This is a genomic window from Mycobacterium sp. SM1, from assembly GCF_018361265.1.
Classification (GTDB): domain Bacteria; phylum Actinomycetota; class Actinomycetes; order Mycobacteriales; family Mycobacteriaceae; genus Mycobacterium.
On the sequence record NZ_JAFLNH010000004.1, the window covers coordinates 491,989 to 515,011 of the forward strand.

At 66.1% G+C, this 23,023-nt stretch carries 25 protein-coding genes; 22 read left to right on the forward strand and 3 right to left on the reverse strand.

Features of this window, described 5'->3' with window-relative positions:
* The first annotated feature begins 71 nt into the window (after positions 1–71).
* The 4 genes from MSM1_RS18900 to MSM1_RS18915 all read left to right on the forward strand — a co-directional run bounded on the left by MSM1_RS18900 (position 72) and on the right by MSM1_RS18915 (position 3,891).
* Positions 72–1,205, forward strand: a complete 1,134-nt coding sequence (locus MSM1_RS18900; RefSeq protein ID WP_213445248.1) for a fatty acid desaturase — start codon at positions 72–74, stop codon at positions 1,203–1,205.
* A gap of 123 nt (positions 1,206–1,328) precedes the next feature.
* Positions 1,329–2,594, forward strand: coding sequence for an SRPBCC family protein (locus MSM1_RS18905; RefSeq protein WP_213445250.1), 1,266 nt, complete (start codon positions 1,329–1,331; stop codon positions 2,592–2,594).
* Positions 2,591–3,112 (forward strand): aromatic-ring-hydroxylating dioxygenase subunit beta, encoded by a 522-nt coding sequence (locus MSM1_RS18910; RefSeq protein WP_213445252.1) that lies wholly within the window; start codon positions 2,591–2,593, stop codon positions 3,110–3,112. The genes MSM1_RS18905 and MSM1_RS18910 overlap by 4 nt, the downstream gene beginning before the upstream one ends.
* Positions 3,109–3,891: an SDR family NAD(P)-dependent oxidoreductase gene (locus tag MSM1_RS18915; protein ID WP_213445254.1), complete on the forward strand. Its 783-nt coding sequence runs from the start codon at positions 3,109–3,111 to the stop codon at positions 3,889–3,891. The genes MSM1_RS18910 and MSM1_RS18915 overlap by 4 nt, the downstream gene beginning before the upstream one ends.
* 189 nt (positions 3,892–4,080) lie before the next feature.
* On the opposite strand, the gene MSM1_RS18920 is transcribed toward MSM1_RS18915, so the two are convergent.
* Both MSM1_RS18920 and MSM1_RS18925 read right to left on the reverse strand, forming a co-directional pair.
* Positions 4,081–4,773, reverse strand: a complete 693-nt coding sequence (locus tag MSM1_RS18920; RefSeq protein ID WP_213445255.1) for a Type 1 glutamine amidotransferase-like domain-containing protein — start codon at positions 4,771–4,773, stop codon at positions 4,081–4,083.
* 301 nt (positions 4,774–5,074) lie between these two features.
* Entirely contained in the window at positions 5,075–7,384 is a 2,310-nt protein-coding gene (locus tag MSM1_RS18925) for a molybdopterin guanine dinucleotide-containing S/N-oxide reductase (protein ID WP_213445258.1), read from the reverse strand.
* Between the two features lie 452 nt (positions 7,385–7,836).
* On the opposite strand from MSM1_RS18925, the gene MSM1_RS18930 reads away from it, so the two are divergent.
* The gene (locus MSM1_RS18930) at positions 7,837–8,262 is read left to right on the forward strand and encodes a heme-binding protein (protein ID WP_213445260.1); all 426 of its coding nucleotides are present in this window, start codon (positions 7,837–7,839) and stop codon (positions 8,260–8,262) included.
* A 48-nt stretch (positions 8,263–8,310) separates the two neighbouring features.
* Here the strand turns inward: MSM1_RS18930 and MSM1_RS18935 are convergent, their stop codons facing one another.
* A complete protein-coding gene (locus MSM1_RS18935; RefSeq protein ID WP_236056902.1) occupies positions 8,311–9,084 on the reverse strand; it encodes an IclR family transcriptional regulator in 774 nt (257 codons plus the stop codon).
* Between the two features lie 126 nt (positions 9,085–9,210).
* On the opposite strand from MSM1_RS18935, the gene MSM1_RS18940 reads away from it, so the two are divergent.
* The 17 genes from MSM1_RS18940 (at position 9,211) to MSM1_RS19020 (ending at position 22,843) form a co-directional block, all read left to right on the forward strand.
* The gene (locus MSM1_RS18940; protein WP_213445264.1) at positions 9,211–10,029 is read left to right on the forward strand and encodes a 2-keto-4-pentenoate hydratase; all 819 of its coding nucleotides are present in this window, start codon (positions 9,211–9,213) and stop codon (positions 10,027–10,029) included.
* Positions 10,026–10,940 carry an acetaldehyde dehydrogenase (acetylating) gene (locus MSM1_RS18945; RefSeq protein ID WP_213445266.1) on the forward strand — a complete coding sequence of 305 codons (915 nt, stop codon included), beginning with the start codon at positions 10,026–10,028 and terminating at the stop codon, positions 10,938–10,940. Before MSM1_RS18940 ends, MSM1_RS18945 begins: the two co-directional genes overlap by 4 nt.
* The gene (dmpG, locus tag MSM1_RS18950) at positions 10,940–11,986 is read left to right on the forward strand and encodes a 4-hydroxy-2-oxovalerate aldolase (RefSeq protein ID WP_213445268.1); all 1,047 of its coding nucleotides are present in this window, start codon (positions 10,940–10,942) and stop codon (positions 11,984–11,986) included. Before MSM1_RS18945 ends, dmpG begins: the two co-directional genes overlap by 1 nt.
* A complete protein-coding gene (locus MSM1_RS18955) occupies positions 11,983–12,765 on the forward strand; it encodes a 2-keto-4-pentenoate hydratase (RefSeq protein WP_213445271.1) in 783 nt (260 codons plus the stop codon). The genes dmpG and MSM1_RS18955 overlap by 4 nt, the downstream gene beginning before the upstream one ends.
* 1 nt (position 12,766) lies before the next feature.
* On the forward strand, positions 12,767–12,976 hold the full coding sequence (locus MSM1_RS18960) for a 2-hydroxymuconate tautomerase (RefSeq protein WP_213445273.1): 210 nt from the start codon (positions 12,767–12,769) through the stop codon (positions 12,974–12,976).
* On the forward strand, positions 12,976–14,418 hold the full coding sequence (locus tag MSM1_RS18965; protein ID WP_213445275.1) for an aldehyde dehydrogenase: 1,443 nt from the start codon (positions 12,976–12,978) through the stop codon (positions 14,416–14,418). The genes MSM1_RS18960 and MSM1_RS18965 overlap by 1 nt, the downstream gene beginning before the upstream one ends.
* 125 nt (positions 14,419–14,543) lie before the next feature.
* Complete coding sequence (locus MSM1_RS18970; protein ID WP_213445278.1) at positions 14,544–15,275, forward strand: hypothetical protein; 732 nt, start codon at positions 14,544–14,546, stop codon at positions 15,273–15,275.
* Positions 15,272–16,072: an IclR family transcriptional regulator gene (locus MSM1_RS18975; RefSeq protein ID WP_213445281.1), complete on the forward strand. Its 801-nt coding sequence runs from the start codon at positions 15,272–15,274 to the stop codon at positions 16,070–16,072. The genes MSM1_RS18970 and MSM1_RS18975 overlap by 4 nt, the downstream gene beginning before the upstream one ends.
* 263 nt (positions 16,073–16,335) lie before the next feature.
* Positions 16,336–17,376 carry a phenol 2-monooxygenase gene (locus MSM1_RS18980; protein WP_213445283.1) on the forward strand — a complete coding sequence of 347 codons (1,041 nt, stop codon included), beginning with the start codon at positions 16,336–16,338 and terminating at the stop codon, positions 17,374–17,376.
* Positions 17,373–17,669 carry an MmoB/DmpM family protein gene (locus tag MSM1_RS18985; RefSeq protein ID WP_213445286.1) on the forward strand — a complete coding sequence of 99 codons (297 nt, stop codon included), beginning with the start codon at positions 17,373–17,375 and terminating at the stop codon, positions 17,667–17,669. The genes MSM1_RS18980 and MSM1_RS18985 overlap by 4 nt, the downstream gene beginning before the upstream one ends.
* A gap of 10 nt (positions 17,670–17,679) precedes the next feature.
* Positions 17,680–19,188 carry a YHS domain-containing protein gene (locus tag MSM1_RS18990; protein WP_307857440.1) on the forward strand — a complete coding sequence of 503 codons (1,509 nt, stop codon included), beginning with the start codon at positions 17,680–17,682 and terminating at the stop codon, positions 19,186–19,188.
* Complete coding sequence (locus tag MSM1_RS18995; protein WP_213445288.1) at positions 19,185–19,511, forward strand: phenol hydroxylase subunit P4; 327 nt, start codon at positions 19,185–19,187, stop codon at positions 19,509–19,511. The genes MSM1_RS18990 and MSM1_RS18995 overlap by 4 nt, the downstream gene beginning before the upstream one ends.
* The gene (locus tag MSM1_RS19000; RefSeq protein WP_213445290.1) at positions 19,508–19,876 is read left to right on the forward strand and encodes a 2Fe-2S iron-sulfur cluster-binding protein; all 369 of its coding nucleotides are present in this window, start codon (positions 19,508–19,510) and stop codon (positions 19,874–19,876) included. Before MSM1_RS18995 ends, MSM1_RS19000 begins: the two co-directional genes overlap by 4 nt.
* A gap of 41 nt (positions 19,877–19,917) precedes the next feature.
* Complete coding sequence (locus MSM1_RS19005) at positions 19,918–20,829, forward strand: catechol 2,3-dioxygenase (RefSeq protein ID WP_213445292.1); 912 nt, start codon at positions 19,918–19,920, stop codon at positions 20,827–20,829.
* 32 nt (positions 20,830–20,861) lie between these two features.
* Positions 20,862–21,923, forward strand: coding sequence for an NADH:ubiquinone reductase (Na(+)-transporting) subunit F (locus tag MSM1_RS19010; protein ID WP_213445295.1), 1,062 nt, complete (start codon positions 20,862–20,864; stop codon positions 21,921–21,923).
* A 104-nt stretch (positions 21,924–22,027) separates the two neighbouring features.
* Entirely contained in the window at positions 22,028–22,480 is a 453-nt protein-coding gene (locus MSM1_RS19015; protein WP_213445297.1) for a hypothetical protein, read from the forward strand.
* 54 nt (positions 22,481–22,534) lie between these two features.
* Positions 22,535–22,843, forward strand: coding sequence for a hypothetical protein (locus tag MSM1_RS19020; RefSeq protein WP_213445299.1), 309 nt, complete (start codon positions 22,535–22,537; stop codon positions 22,841–22,843).
* Positions 22,844–23,023: the final 180 nt, after the last annotated feature.

The following is a 23,023-nucleotide window of genomic DNA, read 5'->3' on the forward strand; positions in this document are numbered from 1 at the left end:
TGCGCGCGTGACGTGCGTCGACCGTGGAAAAGTCAACTGTGAGAAGAACTGTGAGTAGAAAGGAGCCGAACATGGACGCCGCACGGTATTACCTGGTCAGCCTGGTCGCCGGGGCGGCCGTGGCCGGATTGTGGCTAGGAGGCGGCTGGGTATGGGCCGGCATTGCAACCTTCCCGATCCTGATGTTCTTGGACATCGTGTTGCCCGCCGACCACAAGATCCGCAACATCCGGGCGGCATGGCTAGCCGAAGTGCCGCTGTACTTGCATCTGCCGCTGCTGGCGGCGTTATGGACGCTGTTCGCGCTGCGGCTGGGCGCCTGGACGGGGCACAGCGCGGTGCCGCTGCCGGGCGGGACGGTCAACGCGGCCGGGGTCATCGGCATGGTGTTGTCGGTGGGGTGGATCGGCGCGGTCCCCAACCTGCCGATCGCCCATGAGCTGATGCATCGGCGTGCGCTGTTCCCCCGCGCCGTGGCCAAGGTCTATAGCACCGTCTACCTGGATCCCAATCGCGACGTGGGGCACAAACTCACCCACCACCTCGACTTGTGCACCGAAAAGGACAGCGACACACCCAAACGCGGGCAGAGCATCTACGCGTTCATGTGGCAGGCGTCCTACGGGGCGTGGAAGGACGGGGTGGTCACCTCGGTGACCTCGCTGCGCAAGCGGGACTTGTCGATCTTTCATCCGAAGAACGCGGTGTACGTGGAGATAGGGCTGCTCGCGCTGCTGTTCGCAGCGGTGCACGCCGTCGCCGGGCCGGTGGGAATGGCGGTGGCCGCCGCGGCGATGGTCTTTTCGAAGCTGCTGGTGGAAGGTTTCAACTATCTGCAGCATTACGGCCTGGTCCGGGTGCCGGGCTCGCCGATCCAGCTGCAGCACGCCTGGAATCACCTCGGCACGATCATCCGCCCACTGGGTGTGGAGATCACCACCCATATCGAGCACCATCTCGACAGCCGGTACAAATTCCACGAGCTGAAACCACGCCCGGACGCGCCACAGATGCCGAGCGCCTTTTTGTGTTTCGTGTGCGCCCTCATCCCGCCGCTGTGGGAACGGCTGATCGCCCAGCCGCGGTTGCGGCACTGGGACGAGCGTTTCGCCTCCCAGGCTGAAAAAGAGCTGGCGACGGCGGCCAACCGCAGGGCCGGCTGGCCCCAATGGCAGGTCACGTCGAAGGCGCCGCAGAGCGCTTAGCGGCCGTGCCGGATTCGCCCGCAGCCCGCGGTGGCGCCGGCGTGGCGGAACAGGTAGTCAGCCGGCCGCCCGGCGTCGATGGGCTCGCGTAGTCTTCGGGAAGTCGGGAAAGGGTGACGGATCATGATCACGGCTGCAACACAGCTGATCATCGACGACCCGGACAACGGCGTGTTTCGGGTGCACCGCTCGGCGCTGACCTCACCGCAGATTTTCGAAGCGGAACGCGACCTTGTCTTCGACCGCTGCTGGCTGTACCTCGGTCACGAGTCGGAGATCGCCGCTCCGGGTGATTTCGTGAGACGGTCGGTGGGGGGCCGGCCGCTGATTTTCGTGCGCAGCGCTAACACCGGTCAGATCCGGGCATTCCACAACACCTGCCCGCACCGGGGGGCACTGGTGTGCCGCACTGATTCGGGCAACGGCAAAGTGTTTCAGTGTTTCTACCACGCGTGGTCGTTCAACACCGACGGCGAACTGGTCGGTGTGCCGGACCGCCAAGGCTACGGGCCGGCGTTCCGCGCGGAGGAGATGGGGTTGCGGCCCGTCGCGGGGTTGCAGTCCTATCGCGGCTTCGTGTTCGTCACCTTCGACACCAATGCCGAAAGCCTTGTCGACTATTTGGCGGGCGCCCGCGATTACCTCGATTTGATCGTCGACGAGTCGGAGTCGGGCTGGGAGATCCTCAAAGGCTCCAACCAGTATTCCATCAATGCCAACTGGAAGCTTTTGGTGGAGAACAGTATTGACGGCTACCACGCGGTGCCCACCCACGACACCTACATGAAGTATCTAAGCTCCATGGACATCCGGGTGGCCGGCGGGATCGCCGGGCGGGGCCGGGCATTAGGCCACGGGCACGCCGTTATGGAATACAAAGCTCCTTGGGGCCGGCCGATCGCCAAATGGGAGAAGCAATTTAGTGAGCAAGCGCGACCCGAAATCGAGAGGCTGCGGGCCCGGCTCGTCGACCGGTACGGTCCTGAGCGCGCCGAGGTGATGGCCGAAAACAACCGCAACTTGTTCATCTACCCGAACCTCATCGTCAACGATATCCAAGCGGTCACCGTGCGCACTTTTATGCCCACCGCGGCGGACCACATGGAGGTCAGCGCCTGGCACCTTGCCCCGAAAGCCGAAATACCGCAAGCACGGGCACTGCGGCTGGAAAGTTTTTTGAGCTTCCTCGGTCCGGGGGGTCTGGCTACGCCCGACGACATCGAGGCCCTCGAGTCGTGCCAGGAGGGGTTCCGCAGCGGCGGGGTTGAGTGGAACGATCTTTCCCGCGGGATGACGCGTGAGCCCAAAGCCACCGACGAGGAGCAGATGCGGGCCTTCTGGCGGCGCTGGCGCGAGCAGGTCAGCCCGCAGCGGGAGGTAGTGGCATGACACTCGAACGGCAGGCCATCGAGGTTGGTGGCGGCACCACGCCGGTGCAGCGCTGTGAAGTCGAGGATCTGCTGTATCTGGAGGCGCAGCTGCTCGACGAATGGCGCCTGGACGAATGGGCGCAGCTCTACACCGACGACGCCCAATACATCATTCCCGCCAACGATCTGCCCGATCCGATGCCGGATCGCGACCTGGTTCTGGTCAACGACAACAAGTTTCGGCTACTGGCGCGGGTGGAGCGGCTGAAGAGCCGCAAAGCACACCGGGAATACCCCCATGCGAGCACTCGTCATCAAGTCAGCAATGTGCGCATCCTCGATCAATCAGGTGAGGATATCGTAGTCAGCGCGTATTTCACGGTGTGGCGCTTTCGCAGCGGACGCGACGACCACTATGTCGGGCGCTACGACTATCGGCTCCGCCGCTCCGATGGCGCTCTGCGGATCTGCTATAAGCGAGCGGTCATGGATATGACGGTGCTGCGGCCCGCCGGCGCTGTGAGCATCATTCTGTGACCGCCGGCCGGCTCGCCGGGCGCCGTGCCGTGATCACCGGCGGCGCGACCGGGATCGGGTTCGGGGTGGCCCGCCGGTTCCTTGCCGAAGGGGCCGCGGTGCTGCTCGCCGGGCCCGACGATGCGGCGATGAGGGCTGCGACGACACGCCTGGCGGCCGATCCCCGGCGGGTGGTGGCCGGACACGTCGACGACCTGAGCCGTCCCGGGGCTGGAGAGCGACTGGCGCGCGCGGCCCTTAAAGAGCTGGGCGGCATCGACATTCTCATCAACAACGCCGGTGGCGGCGTGATCACCGCCACCGATCACCACACCGACGAGACGATTCGGCGCACGATCGACAACAATCTGTGGACCACGCTTAACTGCACGCTGGCCGTGCTTCCCCACATGATCGCGTCACGCTACGGGCGAGTGGTCAGCATCGGCGCCGAGTCGGTGCGCAACGGCCTGAACGGGCACGCGATCTACAACGCCGCCAAAGGCGGTGTGCATGCGTTTGCGGTGGGTCTGGCCCGGGAGTACGCCACCAGCGGTGTCACCTTCAACACGGTGGCCCCGGCTTACACACTCACCCCCGAAATCGAAGCGGCCCTGGCCGACGGGACGTTGCCCGAGGAATTCCGGTCGATCACCGAAATCGCGGTCAGCCTCATCCCGATGCGCCGCCCGGCAACGGTGGACGAAGTCGCCGCCGCGGTGCTTTTCCTGGCGTCCGAGGAGGCCAGCTTTATCACCGGGCAGGTGCTCAGTGTCAACGGCGGAAGCAGCATGGGCTGACCAGGAGTCGTAGCGCGTACGCCGCGCTTCGTTACCGCATGCCGCGGATCGCGGGGCCTTTTCGCCCGCCGTTTCCGCGGGCCATGGGAGCGTCGGACCAGGACTCCTAATCCGGCGGTCGCGGGTCCGAGCCCCGCCCGCCCCCACGACTCAAAAGCCGTTGAGGGCCCTACAGGCCGGCCTGGGCAGTCAGCTGTCCGCGTCGGCGCACAACAGTGCGTGCGTGACGACAGTGCCCTCGAAGCGGAACTCGTGCGCGGGACGCCGCAGCGGCTCGATGGTGGTATCAGGGTGCACGATGACTCCGCCACCGGAGGGGATCCCCAGCCCGGTAGCCGCCCCTTTCAGCCGATGAATCGTGTGCGACAACCGTGCCCACTCGGCTCGCTCGTCGTGCGTGTCGATGACCATGGGGACCAGCTTGAACACATCGAGCAGCTCGGTCGTGGGGGATCCCGGTGTCCCGAGGATTCCATAGCGTCCGAGCTGGACCGCGCCGGCGGAGATGCCCACCAGGACCGCTCCTTGGGCGTAGCGGTCTAGGATCGCCTCCTTCATGCCGGTTTTCTCGAACGTGTCCCAGCCCAGACGCACATCGCCGCCCGCGAGAACGATCAACTGGGCGCGCTCCAGGAAGGCGCGGTCGGCGGGGCCGAACGCCGACCCGATCATGCGATGAGCGGTGATGCCGCTCGCATCCATCGCGGCTTCGAAGATCTCGTAGAATTCCGGACGATCCTCGTTGGAGGCACCGATGTAGGCGCCGCTGAGGCCTGCGTGCCCACCCAATCCATCGAGGGCGGTCTCCAGGAGCAGTCGGTCCCGCCGCCGCCAGAACAGCAGCTGGCTATCCGCCAGCAGATACAGCGGTTGAAATGACATTAGAGCCTGCTGAGCTAGCTACTCGTTCGAATATCGATGTCTGCATATCGGTGTCCCGGTAGGGAGCGGGGCGTGGCACACCGAAGGCGGAAACGTGAACTTGTGTGGTGTCGGGTTGCGGTTCCGGCCCTGGTCAATGATTCGGCGTCTGGGCCGCCGCCCCGCTCGCCGGGTAGTAAATGATCCACCAGGCCGCCCTGGCCGTCCGCGCCCGCATCCGCATCGACATCTTCCGCAACGGCAGCACCCAATTTCCCACCTACGGCAAGGCATAGCGCGCGGCCACCGAACATCTCGACCTCTACAAGCGCACCAGTGCAGGCGGTTCATGTGCGCGCAGCGCAGGCAGATCGCCGGTGAACTTCTCGATTTGGACCAACACGTGCTGGCCGGTGCTGCCGTGCGCCAACGTTGACGTCCCGCAGTCGTTGGTCAGCACGTTGGGGTTGCCGTGCACGCACATCGAGTCCGGATCGGCCGGGTCGGCAGGATCGAACCACGCCCCCGTGGACAGCTGCACCACCTGGGGCCGCAGATTGTCATCGATCACCACAGCAGCCAGGCAGGAACCGCGGTCGTTGAACACCCGCACAATGTCGCCGTCGCTGAGCCCGCGCGCACGAGCGTCCACGGGATGAATGCGGATCGGTTCTCGCCCACGGATTTTCGAGGCCATGCTGGCGCCCCCCTGATCGAGCTGGCTGTGCAGCCGGGTGCGCGGCTGGTTAGCGATCAGATGCAGCGGAAACAACTGGGCCCGCGGGCCTCCCAGCCATTCGCTGGGCTCATACCAGCGGGCGTGGCCGGCGCAATCCGGCAACGCGAAGCCGTCGATGGTGGTGGAGAAAATCTCGATGCGCCCGCTGGGGGTGCCCAGGGGATTAGCGCCGGGGTCGGCTCGGAAATCGGCGAGCATCGTCACACCTGGTCTGGTCGGCAGCTCCAGCTGGCCGGCACGCCAGAAGTCAGCGAACGACGGCACCGGAAAGCTCTGTTCCACCGACCATTTGGTGTAGAGGTGTTCTAGCCACTCCCGTGCCGTACGATCCTCGGTGAATTGCGGGCCGAACCCCAGCCGGTGGGCAAGCGCGGAGAACGTGTCGTAATCGTCGCGGGCCTTCGCATACCGCGGCACCAGCGCCTTCATCGCGACCAGCATGGGATCCGTGCTGCTGCCCGCGAAATCGTCGCGTTCGAAGCTGGTGGTGACGGGCACCACGATGTCGGCGTGCTTGGCCATCGGGGTCCAAAACTGCTCGTGCACCACGATGGTGTCGACCCTAGACAACGCCCGGCGCAGCCGGGGCAGGTTCTGGTGATGATGGAAGGGGTTTCCCCCGGCCCAGTAGACACACCTGATATCGGGCAAATCCAGCAGCGTGCCGTTGTAGGGGAGCCGCCCCCCGGGCCGCTCCAGCAGTTCGGTGATAGCCGCCACCGGGATGAACTTGCGCACTGGATTGGTTCCCTGCGGTAGCCGCGGCAGCCGGCACGCCAGGGGCGGGTTGCCGACGCCATTGGCGCCGTAGCCGTGCCCGTATCCCCCGCCGGGAAGCCCGATTTGGCCCAGCATCGCCGCCAGGGTGGCACCCATCCACACGCTCTGCTCGCCATGTTCGATGCGCTGCAACGACAGGCTGGTGGTGATCAGCGTCCGGCTGGCCGCCATCTGGCGGGCCAGCTCCCGCAGCTCGCCGGCATCAAGTCCCGACAGCTGGGCGGCCCACTGGGGTGTCTTGGGTATCCCGTCATCATCGCCACGCAGATAGCGTTCGAAGCGCTCATACCCGGTGCAGTAGGTGTCCAGGAAGGCGCGATCGGCGAGGGACTCGGTAGCCAGCACGTACGCCAGCCCCAGCATGATCGCCACATCGCTGCCCGGCACCGGCGCAAGCCAGCGGCACCGGTCATCGAGCGGGCCGGCGATGGCGGTGATGTCGTCGCGCAGCGGGCTGACGGACACCAGCCGGCCGCCGCGGGCCCGGTATCGGGTGACGTAGTCGCGGTCCAGGTGACGGGTGACCCCGCCGGGCCTCACCGCGGTGTTCCTGAGCGGCAAACCGCCGAACGCCACCAACAGCTCGGTGTGCTCGACGATGACGTCCCAGGTGGTGGCGTTGGCCTGGGCTTCGAATAGCTCCGCGCCGAAAATATGGGGAAAGATCACTTCCGATGCGCCGGCGCTGTAGGTGTGCCGGGATGCCGTGTAGCCGCCCAGCAGATTGAGGAAACGGTGCAGCTGGCTTTGCGCGTGGTGAAACCTGCCGGCGCTGGCCCAGCCGTAGGAACCGCCGTAAATCGCCTCGTTGCCATAGCGGTCGACGATGCGGCGCAATTCAGCGGCGAGCAAATCGAGCAACTCGTCCCAGCTGACCTCGACGAACTCCTCGGCGCCCCGCGTGGAACTGGGCCCCGGACCGGCGCGCAACCAGCCGCGCCGCACCGCGGGGTTAGCGACGCGACTGCGATGCCGCACGGCACCGGGAAGATTCTGTAGCTGCGGTGCCGGGTTGGGATCGCCGCCCAGTGGGGTCACGGCCACGATGTCGCCGTCGTGCACCCGCGCGGTAAACGCGCCCCAATGGGTTGCCGACGTCAACTCCCGCGTCATATCGCCGGGCTCACCGCTGGAAGCGCCGATCGTGCGGTGCCCCGGCGCTCGGCCACCTGCGCGCTAGGGAGTCTCGCCGGGCGCGGCACCTGGCGCACCGCGACCGCTCCACGTCGCGGTCCGCCCGTTCGCCTCTGACCGCCATGACCGCGGCCGCACCCAGACACGTCCATCGACGCTACTGTAAGCGAACAGAGGCTGCCAGGCCGGCTTTTAGCGCGTGAGACGGCGCTTGCGGTGACCACTGTAGAGAGCGTGACTATGGTGTTCCGTCATGAGGAACGTTTCCGGTTGTTGCGCGGACATTCTGGTCACCATGGCGCCGTGGCGCTGAGCGCTCGGATGTCCGGCGGGCGGGATCGTCGCTTTGCCCGGGTCGTCTTCCGAAGCATTCTTTGATGGGTTCGTTAACCGGATCTATCCCGAGAACCTGAAGGGAGCATCTTCGCGCGATGGCTGAGGATGTCACGACGTGGTCCTCGCTGACCATGGCAGGCGCGCGGCGGGTGATTGACGCCGCCGTGGCCCACGCGGAACGCATCGGTGTGCCGGTGTGCGCGGCGGTGACCGATCGGGCCGGGCAGCTGCTGGCCTACCTGCGGATGGATGGCGCCCCGTTGCTCTCGGAGCAACTCGCCCGGAACAAGGCCTACACCGTGACCGCCTTCAACGGGCGGCCGACCCACGAATGGTGGGATGCGATCGCCGATGATCCGCCGGTGCGCAACGGGATCGTGCACGCCGAGCGGTTGGTGATCTTCGGCGGCGGGGTGCCCATCCGGGTGTCCGGGGAACTCGTCGGCGCGATCGGGGTATCCGGCGGTTCCGCTGAGCAGGATCGCGACATCGCCAACGCCGGCGCGGCCGCTGTGGCCTGACCCCTGTCTTGACCACGTATGGCACCGACCACGGGTGACGACGTGCGGCTACGTGCCCGACGACGCGAGGTCTCGCGAGAGGGCGAGCGCAGCGGTGCGAACGGCGGGCCCGAGCCGCCGGACATTCAGACGCCCGGCCCATCCCGATACGGACAATGCGCCGACAACAGCGCCGTTGGCGGCGGTGATCGGGCTGGCGGCGCACACCAGCCCGGCCTGGGATTCCTCGTAGTCGTAAGCGATTCCGTGGGTGTGCGTCACCGTGAGATTGCGCCGCAGCAGGCTGGGATTGGTGATGGTGCGCTCGGCCAGGCGGGGAAGCCCGCCGCGCAGCACTTCCTCGACGACATCGGGTGCCGAGAACGCGAGGATGGCCTTGCCCACCGCGGTCGCGTGCGCGGGAAGCCGTCCACCCACCCGCGACGGCAGCGGTGGGGCGTCACTGTGGCGAAGGATTTCAACGTAGACCACCTCGGTGCTGTCAAGCACGGCGAGGTGCACGGTTTGCCTGGTCGCGGCCCGCAGATCGGCCATGTAGGGCAGCGCGGCCTCGCGGAGACCGAGTTGGCGGGGCACTAATTCACCCAATTCAAATAACCGCAACCCCAGGACCACGCCCTCGCCCCGGCGTTCCAGCAGGCCGTGCTGGGTCAACTCAGCGGTCAGCCGGTGCACGGTGGACTTGGCCAGCCCGGTGCGTCGGGCCAGCTCCGATATCCCCAGCGGGCGGCGCTCGTGCCCAACGGCGGCGAGGATGGCCGTGGCGCGGGCCAACACCGAGGGCGAAGAATTCGAGTCCTCGTTCCGTGCAGTGGAACGCATGCCTTGCATTGTGCGGCGCCGAGGACGACTGTCAAGTGGTCAAGGGCGTTCCGCGCTCGAGAACGCTGCAACCCACACGACGGTTGATGGCGATAGCGTTTGGGCCAGGAAGACAGGTGGCACACCATGACACCAAGCGAGGACGCTAACAGCCGGGCGCACGCGGAGTCGGTTGAGCTGCTGCTGTCCGCCTACCGCCGCGGCGAGCCGATCGACCCGCTGACCGACCGTTTCCCCGGGTTGAACGTCGACGACGCCTACGCGATCCAGGTGGCTCAGGTGCAGCGGTGGACGGCCGACGGCGCGGTCATCAAGGGGCACAAGGTGGGGTTGAGTTCGGCGGCCATGCAGCGCCAACTGGGTGTCGACCAGCCCGACTTCGGACATCTCACCGACAGCATGTTTTTTCTCGAGTCGCAGCCCATCGACTCATCGCGGTTTTTGGCTCCGAAGGTAGAACCCGAGATTGCGTTCGTTCTGGGCAGGTCACTGGCCGGGCCCGGGGTAACGGTGGCCGAGGCGATGGCCGCGGTGGCGTTCGTGACCCCGGCGCTGGAGATCATCGACTCCCGGATCCGGGACTGGAAGATCAAGCTGGTGGACACCATCGCCGATAACGCGTCCTCCGGCGGAGTGGTGCTGGGCAGCAGCGCCGTCCCGTTGTCGCAGGTGGACGTCCGGTTGATCGGCGGGGTGATCTACCGCAATGGGGAGCTGGCGGGATCCGGTGCCGGCGGCGCGGTGCTGGGCTCACCGCTGAACGCCTTGGTCTGGCTGGCCAACATCCTCGGGGCGCGTGGGGTCGTCTTAGAGGCCGGTCACGTGGTGCTGCCGGGATCGATCACGGCGGCGGTGCCGGTGGCCGCGGGCGATGTGGTGACGACGACGTTCGCCGGGCTGGGCTCGGTGACTGCGCGGTTTTCAAAGGGCGGTGGACTCCAGTGACAACGGTAGGCAACGCGTCTCGCAAAGCGACTGCGGCGATCGTCGGGCCCGGCAATATCGGTACCGATTTGCTGGCGAAGCTGCAACGAAGCGAGCACATCGAGGTGCGTTACATGGTTGGCGTGGATCCGGCCTCCGAGGGCCTGGCCCGGGCGGCGAGGCTGGGTGTGCAGACCTCGGCGGCGGGTGTGGACTGGCTATTAGCCCAGGAGCCGCCGGACCTGGTTTTCGAGGCCACCAGCGCCAAGGCGCACGCCGCTAACGCGGTTCGCTACGCCGAGGCCGGCATTCAGGCTATTGACCTGACCCCGGCGGCGGTGGGCCCGTTTGTGTGCCCGCCGGTGAACCTGCCCACCCACATCGACGCTCCGAACGTCAACATGATCACCTGTGGGGGCCAGGCCACGATCCCCATCGTCGCCGCGGTGTCGCGGGTGACCCCGGTGCCGTATGCGGAGATCGTGGCGTCGATCGCCTCGCGCTCGGCCGGACCGGGAACCCGGGCAAATATCGACGAGTTCACCGAGACGACCGCCAAGGCCATCGAAGGCGTCGGCGGGGCGGCCCGCGGCAAGGCGATCATCATTCTTAACCCGGCTAAGCCGCCGATGATCATGCGTGACACCGTGTTCTGCGCGATCGATCCGGATGCCGACCGCGATTCGATCAGCGAGTCGGTGCACCGCATGGTCGCCGAGGTGCGCCGCTACGTGCCGGGCTACACGCTTCGCGCCGACCCGCAGTTCGACGATCCCCGCGAAGGCTGGAACGGCCATGCGCGGGTCGGTGTCTTTTTGGAGGTGCGGGGAAACGGTGACTATCTGCCCGAGTGGGCGGGCAATTTGGACATCATGACGGCGGCCGCCGCGCGAGTGGGCGAGCTGTTGGCAGCGGCGAAGGTGGCGATCTGATGAGCGTGCAAGACAACGACCAGCGCATCGACGTGCGGATCACCGATACGACGCTGCGCGATGGCAGTCATGCGATGTCGCATCGATTCACCGAGCAGCAAGTGCGCGACGTGGTGCGGGCGCTGGACCGCGCGGGGGTGCGCGTCATCGAGGTGACCCACGGTGACGGCCTGGGGGGTTCCACATTCAACTACGGCTTTTCCGGCGAGGACGAAATCAAGCTGGTCGCCGCGGCCGCAGACGAAGCGGAAAACGCGCGGATCGCGGTGCTGCTGCTGCCCGGTCTCGGCACGGTGGCCGACCTGAGGCAGGCGTATGACGCCGGAGCCCGGGTGGCCCGCATCGCCACGCACTGCACCGAGGCCGACGTGTCGATCCAGCATTTCGGGGCCGCGCGTGACCTCGGCATGGAGACCGTCGGCTTTTTGATGCTCTCGCACATGATCGAGCCCGCCGAGCTGGCGGCGCAGGCTCAGATCATGGTTGACGCCGGTTGTCAGTGCGTGTACGTGGTGGACTCGGCCGGCGCGCTGCTGCCCGATGACACGCGGGCACGGGTGGAGGCGTTGGTCGCGCGGATCGGTGAGCGGGCCGAGGTCGGCCTGCACGGCCACCAGAACCTGTGTTTGGGGGTGGCCAACTCGCTGGTGGCCTACCAGGCCGGTGCCCGGCAGATCGACGGCACACTGTGCGCGTTGGGCGCCGGGGCGGGCAACTCTCCGACAGAGGTGCTGGCAGCGGTATTCGCGAAACTGGGGGTGCGCACCGGGCTGGATCTGCCCGGGCTGCTCGCCGCGGCCGCGGAGGTCGCGCTGCCGTTCATTCCGCGACTGCCGTGGGCCGAGCGCAACGCCATCGTGCAGGGCTATGCCGGAGTGTATTCCTCGTTTTTGCTGCACGCCGAACGCGCCGCCGAGCGTTACGGGGTGCCCGCGCACGAGATTCTGCAGCGGGTCGGCGAGGCCGGCTATGTCGGGGGCCAAGAGGACATGATCATCGATATCGCGCTGCAGCTGGCGGGCGAGCGCGGGGAGGGTGTCGCGTGACCGAGTGGGATGTGGCGCGGGCGGCGACGGTGCTGTTGGATGCCGAGGCCGCGCGTGTCGACCGCGGCCCGGTGAGCGCCGAGTGGCCGGGTCTGGACCTGGAGACCGCGTATCGGGTGCAAGACGAGATCGTGTGCCGCAAGGTCGAGGCCGGACAGCACATCGTCGGGGTGAAGCTCGGGCTGACCTCGCGGGCCAAGCAGCAACGCATGGGGATCGACTCGCCGCTCACCGCGTGGTTGACCGATCGGATGGCCCTGCCGGCGGGCGCACCGCTGGTCGTGGGGCAGCTCATTCATCCGCGGGTGGAACCGGAGATCGTGTTCGTGCTCGGCCAGCGGCTGGCCGGGCCCGGGATTACCGCGGCGCGGGCGATGGAAGCGGTGTCGCACGTGTACGGCGGGCTGGAGGTCATCGACAGCCGCTACACCGACTTCAAGTTCACGCTGCCCGACGTGGTCGCCGACAACGCTTCGTCGGCGCGTTTCGTCGTGGGAGGGGTGGCCCGCAGGCCCGACGAGGTGGACCTGGCGCTGGAGGCCTGCTTGCTAGCGGTGGACGGCGACGTTGTCGACTCGGCCACCGGCGCCGCGGTGCAGGGCCATCCGGGTGAGGCGCTGGCGTTGGCGGCCAACGCGCTGGCCAAGCGGCAGCAGGCGCTGGAGCCGGGGTGGATCGTGTTGACCGGCGGGCTGACCGACGCGGTGTTCGTCCAGCCGGGCAGCCGGGTCAGCGCCGAGTTCTCCAGCCTGGGCGCGGTCACGTTGAGGTGCGAGTGAGATGCCGCTGGTGGAAATCACCCTGGTCGAGGGCCGCCGCGCCGAGCAGATCCGGGCGTTGTTGGCCGAGGTGCACGCCGCGGTGCACCGCGCGATCGGGGCGCCGGAGGCCAGCATCCGGGTGGTGGTGCGAGAGGTCCCGGCCACCCATTTCTCGGCCGGCGGGGTGACCTTGGCCGAACGAGCTGCGATGACATCAAAGGAGACCTGATGGGCATGGAATTTTTTGGGCACGTCATCGACGGTGAAGAAGTCAAGTCGGTCTCGGGTGCGACGTTCCCCTCGGTTGACCCCTACACCCGTCGTCAGTGGGCGGAGGCGGCGCTCGGCGACAGCACCGACGCCGGGCGCGCGGTGGCCGCGGCGCGACGCGCATTCGACTCCGGGCCGTGGCCGCGCATGGGATACGCCGCCCGCGGCCGAATACTGCACCGGCTGGCCGATCTGATCGAGGAACACGCCGACGAGCTGGGCATGGCCGATACCCGCGACATGGGAAAGCCGATCAGCCAGTCGCGCGGCAACGATGTGCCCCGTGCGGCGATGAACTTTCGGTTCTTCGCCGATCACGCGCGGCTGGCCACCGCGGACCTGTTGCCCATGGACTCGGGGCATCATGCCTACACCCGGTTCGAGCCGGCCGGTGTGGTGGCGGCGATTGCGCCGTGGAACTTTCCGCTGATGCTGGAAACCTGGAAGGTCGCGCCCGCGCTGGCGTGGGGCAACACCGTGGTGCTCAAGCCCGCCGAGGACACCCCCGCCTCGGCCACTATGCTGGGCCGGCTTGCGATCGAAGCCGGCATGCCGCCGGGCGTGCTGAACGTCGTGCACGGCTACGGACCTGACTCCGTCGGGCAGGCGCTCACCGAACACCCCGACGTCGACCGGATCACCTTCACCGGCGAATCCGGCACCGGCCGGGCCATCGCCCGGGCGGCGGCCGCGAACCTGACGCCGGTGAGCCTGGAGCTCGGGGGTAAGGGCGCTAACGTGGTGTTCGCCGACGCCGACCTGGACGTCGCCGTCGAGTGGTCCGTCAAGGCGATCTTCACCAACACCGGCCAGGTGTGCCTGGCGGGATCCCGATTGTATGTGCAGGGCGACGTCTACGACGAGTTTCTGCGCCGGTTTACCGCCGCGGCCGAAGCCATGGTCATCGGGGATCCGAAGCAGCAGGCCACCCAGATCGGCCCGCTGGCCTCCGAGGAGCACTACCGCAAGGTGCGCGGATACGTCGAAACCATTGAGTCCGAAGGTGGCTCAATCATCACCGGTGGGCTGGGGGAGGGCTGGGGTGTGCGGCCCACCGTGGTGACCGGACTGGGTCAGCAGGCCCGCTGCTCTCGCGAGGAGATCTTCGGCCCGGTGGTGGTGGTAATGCCATTTGACACCGAGGCCGACGCGATCCGGTTAGCCAATGACACCCGCTACGGGCTGAACGCGATGCTGTTCACCGAGAACGTGCATCGCGCTCACCGGGTCGCGGCCGCGCTGCGGGCCGGCACGGTGTGGGTGAACTGCTTTTTCATCCGCGATCTGCGGGCCCCGTTCGGCGGGGTCGGCGATTCCGGCATCGGGCGGGAGGGCGGCAACTTCAGCCGCGAGTTCTTCACCGAGCCCAAGGCCGTGGTGATGCAGATCAACGCGGGCTAAGCCAAGCGGCTAGGACGCGCCACTGCGATTCTCATCTGTGAATGATTTCGCCACCGATTTCGGCGGGGGCTCCGCGGCCATTCGGCGATATCTCTTGATCTCTTGTTCTGCATGCTGGAACAGCGATGTTTGCTCATCGCCTGCTGCCTAGCGTGGAAGATGTGGAGTCCGGGGCGGGTCACGAGGCTCGGATGCGTCAGGCAACGGCGTTTTTTGTCGACTCGATCCATCGCGCATACGCCGCCGAGCTGCGGTCGCTTCCGCCCGCCGCCCGCCGGCGCTTGCCACTGATCTCTGGGGGGCCCTTTGAAGTCGCCGCGGTCGGGCTGCGCAATCTGCACATCGTCGCCACCCGCGACCAGCTGGCCGGATGCGACGACGAGACCATCGAAATCGGCGGCTGGTCACCACCGCTGTCGTGGACGCTCCGTTTCTACGATGCGAGTGTCCTGCCTGCCTTGCACGCGCTCGCCGAGTCGACCGGTCCGGCGGTCGACGGCGTGCGGCGGGCGCTGGGGGTCGGTGCCACGCTGTATCACCTCGTGGTGCAGCAGGGCGCGGCGCTGGACTACCACCGGGCCGAGCACCTCGGCGCCGGGCTGGCACACAGTCACGCAGCGGCCGTGACCGATTTCGCGACGATGCGCCGGCATGCCAGCGGGCGCGAAGACCTCGTCGACGAGATGGAGGTGGCGGCGATCGCGGGCCTGCGCCAATGCCAGCGGCTGCTCGCCCTGGCGTTGGCACCCGAGGACACCCGGGTCGCCGAGCTTGCCGCCGGCGAGCCGCTGGACCCGGTGCAGCTTCGCCGGGCCGTCGTGTCCGCCCTGCGTGCCCGCGGTCCGGTGACACGGTGACGGGGCCACCGGAGAGCACCGCGGACCGGAGGTCCGCGGCGCGGAACACCGCGCGGGTGCTCATGGCGTTCAGTCATCATCCCGGCCCGCGGGGAGTAACCGAGCTCAGTCGCGAGCTTGGTCTTGGCAAGAGCACCGTGCACCGCATCCTTAGCGCGCTCGTCGCCGAGCATCTGCTGGAGCATGATCCGGTGACCCGCACCTATCGCCTCGCCCTGACCTCCATCGACCTCGCCACGGCGGCCACTGCGCCGCTTCGGCTGCACGAGGCGGTGATGCCCAGCCTGGTGCACCTTCACCAGCGCATCGGCCAGGCCGTGCACTTGGGCGTGCTGGAGGGCAGCGACGTGGTGTATATCGAACGGCTCGAACAGCGCAACGGTCGGCAGGGGGTGAGCACGCACGAAACCCGGCTGCCGGCGCATTACTCCAGTTGCGGCAAAGCGATCATGGCCTACCTGCCCGACGCCACCTTGGGGGCCCTGTTGGCGGTGCATCGCTTCGATGCCCGCACAGCGGACACGATTATCGACCCGACTCAGTTTCGCCGCGAACTGCGCATGGTTCGGGCGCGCGGGTGGGCGCACACCGTGAACGAGCGCGAGCACGGTGTCGCCTCGATCGCCGCCCCCGTGCGTGGCCAATGCGGGCAGGTCGTGGCGGCCGTCGGCATTGTGCGCCGGATCCGGTATGGCCGAGCAGACGAGTTGCGCAGCTATGTCGAGCCGCTGCTGCGGACCGCCACGGCGATTTCACGTGGCATCAGGGCCGCCGTGCCGAAGCCGAGACGCGACTAACGGCGGGCGGACCAGGGCTACACCAGGGCAACCGGGCCGACGGGCATAGCCCGGCTGAGCCCGGCCTAGCCCGCCGTCCTGGTCCGGCTACGGTGCCCGGTTACCGGCGCGATTCGGCTGAACCGCCGCCGGGTTGGGCGATCACGGCGCGGATTCCGCCATGCGGAACAACTCATTGCCAAAGACCCCGGGTTCGCGCAGCGTGAGGTCGTGGGCGACACCACGGTGCGTGCCGATCCGGAGCGGCGCCGAAGGGAGAGGTGATGGTCGGATACGAAATACGAACCCAGGCGGTTGAGCCGATCCGCAACACCTATCAAAACCTGATCGACCGGTTCGGCGACAAGCCGGCAACCCGGTATCAGGAAGGCACCTACAACATGCAGGCGATGGAGAATTTCCATTACCGCCCGCTTTGGGACCCGCAGCATGAGATTTACGATCCCGACTACTCGGCGGTGAAACTCGCCGACCCGTATAGCTACACCGACCCCAGGCAATACTATTACGCAACCTATGTGGCCAACCGGGCCACTCACTACGAGGCGTTCGCCAACGACTTGAAATACATCGAGCAGCACGACCTGTTCGACAGGCTTCCAGAGAACTGGCACGCATTTGTGGCCCACGCGATTGTACCGTTGCGCCATTACGAATCGGGCGCCCAGCTGGCATTCATCAATGGTGCCCGGTTCGCGTGGGGCACGGCGGTGGCCCAGCCGGCGGCCTTCGCGTCCATGGACCGGGTCGGCAACGCTCAGCTGCTGAGCCTGATCGGCCTGGCGATGGGCGGCGGCTCGGGCGACAAGCTCGCCGAGGCCAAGCGGTTCTGGCTGGAGCAGCCCAGCCTGCAGGCACTGCGGGAACTCGCCGAGCAGGCGCTCGTCGAGCCCGACTGGGTCAGCGGGGTGCTGGCGTTCGAACTGACCGACGCGCAACTGTACCCGTTGCTGTTCCGGCACACCGACGATCGCGCGCTGTTCCGCGGTGCGATGGCCTACAGCCTGCTCGCCCAGCACTTCAGCCGCTGGTACACCGACCACCAGAAATGGCTGACGGCGTTGCTCAAGGCGTGGGTCGAGGACCCGTCATACGGCCAGGCGAATCGAAAGGCGCTGGGCGCCATGGCAGATCGGTGGTACCCGCAGGCGTGTGAAGCGGTGCGCCGCTTGGCCGAGGGAATCGAAGCCAATTTTGCCTCGACCTCGATCATGTCCGCCGCCACCCGTTACGCGTCCGAGCTGGCGGCCAGCCTGGAGAAGATCGGCGTTCCCGTTACCGCGCCGGGCGGAGTTCGGGCATGACCGAGACACGAACCCGGCGGGTTCGCCCGGTGGGTGTGGACCTGCAGGACACCGAAGACAATCGCGTGATCATCGACGCGATCGAGCGGGACAATCCCGGCGCTGACGTGCTGCGGATGCCCGGGCTAGTCAAAATCACGTCCCCCGGGCATCTGGTCATCCGGCGCAGCACGGTCGAGGAACTTCTCGGCCGCCCCTGGGAGACACACGAATTTCAGCTGGCGATCGTGTCCTACGTGGGCCACATCGCCGAGTGGGACGAAGACGAGATCCTGATCAAGTGGGAGCACTGAAGGAGGAATTGTGGCCAAGGCGTCGATGCGGGAGCGATACCGGCTCCTGACCCGGGATTTGGACTGGACGCCGACATATGTCTCGGAAGAGCAGCTTTACCCCTATACCCGATTCGAAGGCATCAAGATCCATGACTGGGACGCCTGGGAGGACCCGTTCCGGCTGACCATCGACGCGTACTCCAAATACCAGTCGGAGAAGGATAAAAGGCTCTACGCGGCGATCGAAAGCTTTGCCCAGGGCCAGGGGCACCTGCAGGTGGCTGACGCGCGTTACCTCAACGCGCTCAAGCTGTTCCTGCAAGGGGTGATGCCCCTGGAGTACACGGCGCACCGCCTTTTCGCCTATCTGGGACGCTATCTCAACGGCCCGGGGCCGCGGTTCGCGGCACTGTGCCAAAGCATCGACGAGCTGCGGCACGCTCAAACCCAGACGCACGCGATCTCGATGTACAACAAGTACTACGACGGGTTGCACTCACCCTGGAAAATGCATGACCGGGTGTGGTATTTGAGCGTGCCGAAGTCGTTCTTCGACGACGCGCTCTCGGCCGGGCCGTTTGAAGCCCTGACCGCGATCTCGTTCAGCTTCGAGTACTTTTTGACCAACCTGTTGTTCGTGCCGTTCATGAGCGGCGCCAGCTTCAACGGCGACCTGCCGACCATGACCTTCGGCTTCTCCGCGCAAAGCGACGAAAGCCGGCATATGACCCTGGGTCTGGAGGTGATCAAGTTCGTCCTCGAGCAGGACGAGGACAACGTGCCGATCATGCAGGACTGGATCGACAAATGGTTCTGGCGCGGCTATCGCCTGCTGGGGCTGGTGGCCGCCATGATGGACTATTTCCTGGTCAAAAAGGTGATGAGCTGGAAGGAGGCCTTCGAGCTGTACCTGGAGCAGCAGATGCTCGAGGGCCTGTTCCCCGACCTGGAGTACTACGGCATCAGGCCGCCGCGTCACGTCCAGCAGGCCATCGTGGAGAAGGACTACGTCAGTCACCAGGTGCACTGGATTCTCTACCAGTTCTCCCACGCGGCGGCGTTCACGACGACGATCCCACCGGAGGCCGAGCTGGATTGGTTGTCGCAGCGATACCCCGACACCTTCGACCGCTACTACCGTCCGCTCTACGAGAAGGCCGCCAGGATGCAGGCGAGCGGCAATCGGTTTTTCTTCCCGGGATTGCCGCAACTGTGCCAGGTCTGCCAGATCCCGATGGGGTTCACCGAAGTCGGGGATCCGACGACCATCAGCCAGCGGCACAGCGTCTACCGTGGGGAGCGCTACAACTTCTGCTCGGACGGATGCCAATGGATCTTCGACCGGGAGCCCGAGAAGTATGTGCAGGCGTGGTTGCCCGTGCACCAGATCTACCAGGGCAATTGCGGCGGGCCGACGATACCGGACGTGCTCGCCTGGTACGGCATCGTCGATGGTCGTGACAACGGCGAGTACACCACCTCCGAAGACGCCAAGCGGTGGGCGACTTGGCACGCACCCCTGGGAGTGAGCACATGAGCGTTAGGGCACTGGGGAGCTATGACTTTCCCGCGAAAGACCGCCAAGAGCTCTACGGCGACGACCAGCTGGTCCACGTCCTTTGGGAAGACAACATGTTCTTCTGCTCCGCCGCGTGCTTCCGGGTGCCAAAGGCGATGACCTGGTCGGATTTCAAGACACAGATGATCGACCCGTGGGCGTCTGCCGACCCGGACTACCGGCCCAACGACGCCACCGACTGGCGCATCGACCAGGAGGAGATCAACCCCAAGCCAACGGAGACCATCGCCGACCTGGGCATAGCGCACAAAGGCTTGATCCGCTTCCGAGTGCCGCGATGACGCTTCTTCGCCTGCTGCCCCGCGGCGTCGAGCTTTCGGCTCACCCCAACGAGTCGATCCTCGAGGTGATCCGCCGCAACGGCTTCACCTACTGGTACGGGTGCCGTCGCGGCGGCTGCGGGATCTGCAAGGCGGATCTGGTGTCCGGCGAGGTGCGGTATCACAAGGCGGTCGCCTACAGCGTGCTCAGCGAGCAGGAGCGGGCAGCCAATGTGGTGCTGACATGTCGCGCCTGCCCGGCCTCCGACGAGGTCGTCTTACAGCTGCGCCACGCCGAGAGGCTGAAACTGAACGTTCCCATAGCCTTTGCCATCGGGCAACGGGAGGTCGCGGCCGAAAAGGCGCACAAGACCGCGAGCGCATAGCTCACAACACAGTCACCATTTTTCGACAAGGAGGCAGCGCGATGTCAGTGAACCGGATCGGTTATGTGCACGCACGGGTCACCGATCTTGAGGAGGCCATCGGCCACTACAGCAACACCCTGGGCCAGAGCATCGTCGCCCAGGAGGAGGGCAAGGTCTACCTGAAGTCCTGGGACGAATTCGACCATCACTCGGTGGTTCTCGAGGAAGGCGGGGTCGGGCTGGTCAAGCTCGGCTTCAAGGTGCACACCGAAGACGACCTGGCCGAGTTCGAGAACCGCATCGCCCGGTTCGGGGCGAAAAGCGAGCGGATGAGCAAGGGCGAAAACCTCGCGGTCGGCGAGGGTCTACGGGTGGTTCTGCCGTCAGAACACGTGCTCGAGCTGTACACCGAGATGGAATACGTTGGCACCGAAACCGGCACGCTCAACCCGGATCCCTGGCCCCGTCACGCCAGGGGAGTGGCGGTGCACCGGCTGGATCACGCCCTGATCGCGGCAGAAGACCCGGCGCTCGTCGAACGCTTCTTCATCGAGTGCCTCGACTTCCACATCGCCGAGCGGCTGATCACCGAGCCCGGCAACCCGGATCTTATCGGGACGTGGATGTTCTGCGGGCAGAAGCCGCATGACCTTGCGGTGATCAAGGGCGAGAACGGCAAGCTGCACCACTGGGCGTACTGGCTCGAGGACTGGAGCCAGATCCTGCGTGCCGGTGACATCTTCGCGATGGACGACGTGCCGATCGATATCGGCCCCACCCGCCACGGCATCACCCGCGGGAAGACGATCTATTTCTTCGACCCGTCGGGCAACCGCAACGAGGTGTTTGCCGGCGGCTACATCACCGGGGCCGACTTCCCGACGATCACTTGGACCGCCGACCAAATCGGAAAGGGGATCTTCTACATCACCCGCGAGCTCAACGACCGGTTCACCACCGTATTCACCTGAGCGCGACGCAGCAGCGGAGGTCAAGACGCCACATGACCGAGACCTTCACCATCACGGTCGAACCGCTCGGCCGGCAGGTGCGGTGCCGCGCCGACCAGAGCATTCTCGACGCGTGCCTGCGCGAGGGTATCTGGTTGCCGCATGCCTGCACCCACGGCACGTGCGCCACCTGCAAAGTGCAGGTGCTCGAAGGCGAGGTCGAGCACAACGACGCATCGAGCTTCGCGCTGATGGACTACGAGCGCACTGAGGGCAAGGCCCTCATCTGTGTGGCGACCCCGAACTCCGACATCGTTTTCGAAGCCGATGTCGACGTCGAGGAAGGGGTGGTGTTCCACCCGGTTCGCGACTACACCGGCACGGTGACCGCCATCGAAGACTGTGCTCGCGCGACCCGCCGGCTGCTGATCGAGCTGAACGGTGAGATGTCCTTCAACCCGGGCCAATACGTCCAGGTCTCCATCCCCGGCAAAGGCGTGAACCGCAGTTGGTCAATGGCCAATCCGCCCGGCCAGCCCGGCCTCATCGAGCTGCAGATCCGCAACACCCCGGGCGGACTGGGCACCGAGGGCTGGGTGTTCAAAGACCTTGCCGTCGGTGACGAGGTGCAGCTGGCCGGCCCCTACGGCCGGTTCTTTCTCCGGGAAGCCCGTAGCCAGCCGGCGATCCTCATCGGCGGAGGCACCGGAGTCGCCCCGCTCAAGGCGATTGTTAGGCACGTGCTGGAAACCGGCCTGCCGCACCGGCTGTATCTCTACCAAGGCGCGCGAACCGAAGCCGACCTCTATGACGTCGAGTTGTTCCGGGGCCTGGCGACACGGTTCCCTGAGCAGTTCACCTATCGGCCCTGCCTGTCCGACGAGCAGGTCGACGGTTTCGCCCACGGGCTGGTCACCGACGTCGTGGCAGACGATTTCCAGAGCTGCCGCGGCCATGTCGCCTACCTGTGCGGGCCGCCGCCGATGGTGGAGGCGGCGATCAAAATGCTGATCAAAAAGCGGTTGTTCCCCCGCGATATTTTCCGGGAGGACTTCTTCGACGCGTCCGACAAGGCCACCGGCGGTATCCGCAGCCCGTTGATTAAAACACCCTGACATGCATCGGCACAGCCAGCGCCGCAGGCCCGCTCCGAAATGCTGGCCAGCAACGCTCTCGCCGAAAAAACCTAACGAATGTGACAGGCGGGCAAGGAGATCCGATGACGAGCGACGACAGCCAACGTGACGTCGTCTTCACCCCGTTCATGTTACGGGTGCGCGACGCGGTACGTGGCGCCCGCACGGCGCCGGCCAAACTGCGGTTCGAGCCGAGCGGCACCTGCTCTATTGCCGTCGCAGTGGACGAATGGGTGGAGCTGCGCGCCTACGCGGAGCAGATGATCGCGGAGGCCAACGCGATGCTCGACGCCGACACCGAACGCATCACGCTCCATGACGAATACGGCACCGGTGTGCTGGCATTCGAGCTCAGCTGGCGCGGGCACAGATTTCGCTTGCTGGTGCACCGTGACCCGCTTGGCCACACCGCACATCTCGAGATCGGTGACGATCTACATGCCGAACCCGAGAAGCCAGCGGGCAGAACCGCACTCGATGACATCATCATCGATATGCTGGCACAGGCTACGCAAGCGGCGGCAACTGAAGGTTGAGTCACCGCCCGGGGCAATGACTTCGAGGATTTCCTGGCCGGCTGAGGAGGAGACGTGGGAACAGTACTGGCGGCCTTGGATTTTCGGGGTGACACCGACCAGCTTAAGGCATGTTACGACAAGGCGCTGCTTCGCATCGTAGAGATCTCGCCGGCGCGGCCGCTGATCCACCTCGCGGTGCCACGCGATTACGGGCTGATGGTCTGCGATGTCTGGGATTCTGAGGATGCGCTACGGGCGTTCCGGCAAAACGCGCAGATCCGCGAAGCGATCGCGGCCAGCGGCTTGCCCGAGCCGACGTACCGGGTCTTCGAAATACACAATCTCGGCTGGCCGATATCGGCAACGCCAATGTATCGCTGAGTAGACGAGGGCGAGGCAAGCACCGCGTCGTCGATCACACTAACCGCACATTGCGCGCAGCAGCAGATTGGGGCATTGTTTCAGCGCCCTACGCCCGACTTTCGCAGTTCGTAGGCAAATTTTGGGGTTGCTCGAAACGATTGTGCTGGTAGGAGGCTTTGGGGGCCGCCGGATAGGCGA

Excerpts from the sequence above, each read along its gene's own strand:
- MSM1_RS18900 (WP_213445248.1), top strand. The coding sequence starts at position 72 with ATGGACGCCGCACGGTATTACCTGGTCAGCCTGGTCGCCGGGGCGGCC.
- MSM1_RS18905 (WP_213445250.1), top strand. The coding sequence starts at position 1,329 with ATGATCACGGCTGCAACACAGCTGATCATCGACGACCCGGACAACGGC.
- MSM1_RS18910 (WP_213445252.1), top strand. The coding sequence starts at position 2,591 with ATGACACTCGAACGGCAGGCCATCGAGGTTGGTGGCGGCACCACGCCG.
- MSM1_RS18920 (WP_213445255.1), bottom strand. The coding sequence starts at position 4,773 with ATGTCATTTCAACCGCTGTATCTGCTGGCGGATAGCCAGCTGCTGTTC.
- MSM1_RS18925 (WP_213445258.1), bottom strand. The coding sequence starts at position 7,384 with ATGACGCGGGAGTTGACGTCGGCAACCCATTGGGGCGCGTTTACCGCG.
- MSM1_RS18930 (WP_213445260.1), top strand. The coding sequence starts at position 7,837 with ATGGCTGAGGATGTCACGACGTGGTCCTCGCTGACCATGGCAGGCGCG.
- MSM1_RS18935 (WP_236056902.1), bottom strand. The coding sequence starts at position 9,084 with ATGCGTTCCACTGCACGGAACGAGGACTCGAATTCTTCGCCCTCGGTG.
- MSM1_RS18940 (WP_213445264.1), top strand. The coding sequence starts at position 9,211 with ATGACACCAAGCGAGGACGCTAACAGCCGGGCGCACGCGGAGTCGGTT.
- dmpG (WP_213445268.1), top strand. The coding sequence starts at position 10,940 with ATGAGCGTGCAAGACAACGACCAGCGCATCGACGTGCGGATCACCGAT.
- MSM1_RS18960 (WP_213445273.1), top strand. The coding sequence starts at position 12,767 with ATGCCGCTGGTGGAAATCACCCTGGTCGAGGGCCGCCGCGCCGAGCAG.
- MSM1_RS18965 (WP_213445275.1), top strand. The coding sequence starts at position 12,976 with ATGGGCATGGAATTTTTTGGGCACGTCATCGACGGTGAAGAAGTCAAG.
- MSM1_RS18970 (WP_213445278.1), top strand. The coding sequence starts at position 14,544 with ATGTTTGCTCATCGCCTGCTGCCTAGCGTGGAAGATGTGGAGTCCGGG.
- MSM1_RS18980 (WP_213445283.1), top strand. The coding sequence starts at position 16,336 with ATGGTCGGATACGAAATACGAACCCAGGCGGTTGAGCCGATCCGCAAC.
- MSM1_RS18985 (WP_213445286.1), top strand. The coding sequence starts at position 17,373 with ATGACCGAGACACGAACCCGGCGGGTTCGCCCGGTGGGTGTGGACCTG.
- MSM1_RS18995 (WP_213445288.1), top strand. The coding sequence starts at position 19,185 with ATGAGCGTTAGGGCACTGGGGAGCTATGACTTTCCCGCGAAAGACCGC.
- MSM1_RS19000 (WP_213445290.1), top strand. The coding sequence starts at position 19,508 with ATGACGCTTCTTCGCCTGCTGCCCCGCGGCGTCGAGCTTTCGGCTCAC.
- MSM1_RS19005 (WP_213445292.1), top strand. The coding sequence starts at position 19,918 with ATGTCAGTGAACCGGATCGGTTATGTGCACGCACGGGTCACCGATCTT.
- MSM1_RS19010 (WP_213445295.1), top strand. The coding sequence starts at position 20,862 with ATGACCGAGACCTTCACCATCACGGTCGAACCGCTCGGCCGGCAGGTG.
- MSM1_RS19015 (WP_213445297.1), top strand. The coding sequence starts at position 22,028 with ATGACGAGCGACGACAGCCAACGTGACGTCGTCTTCACCCCGTTCATG.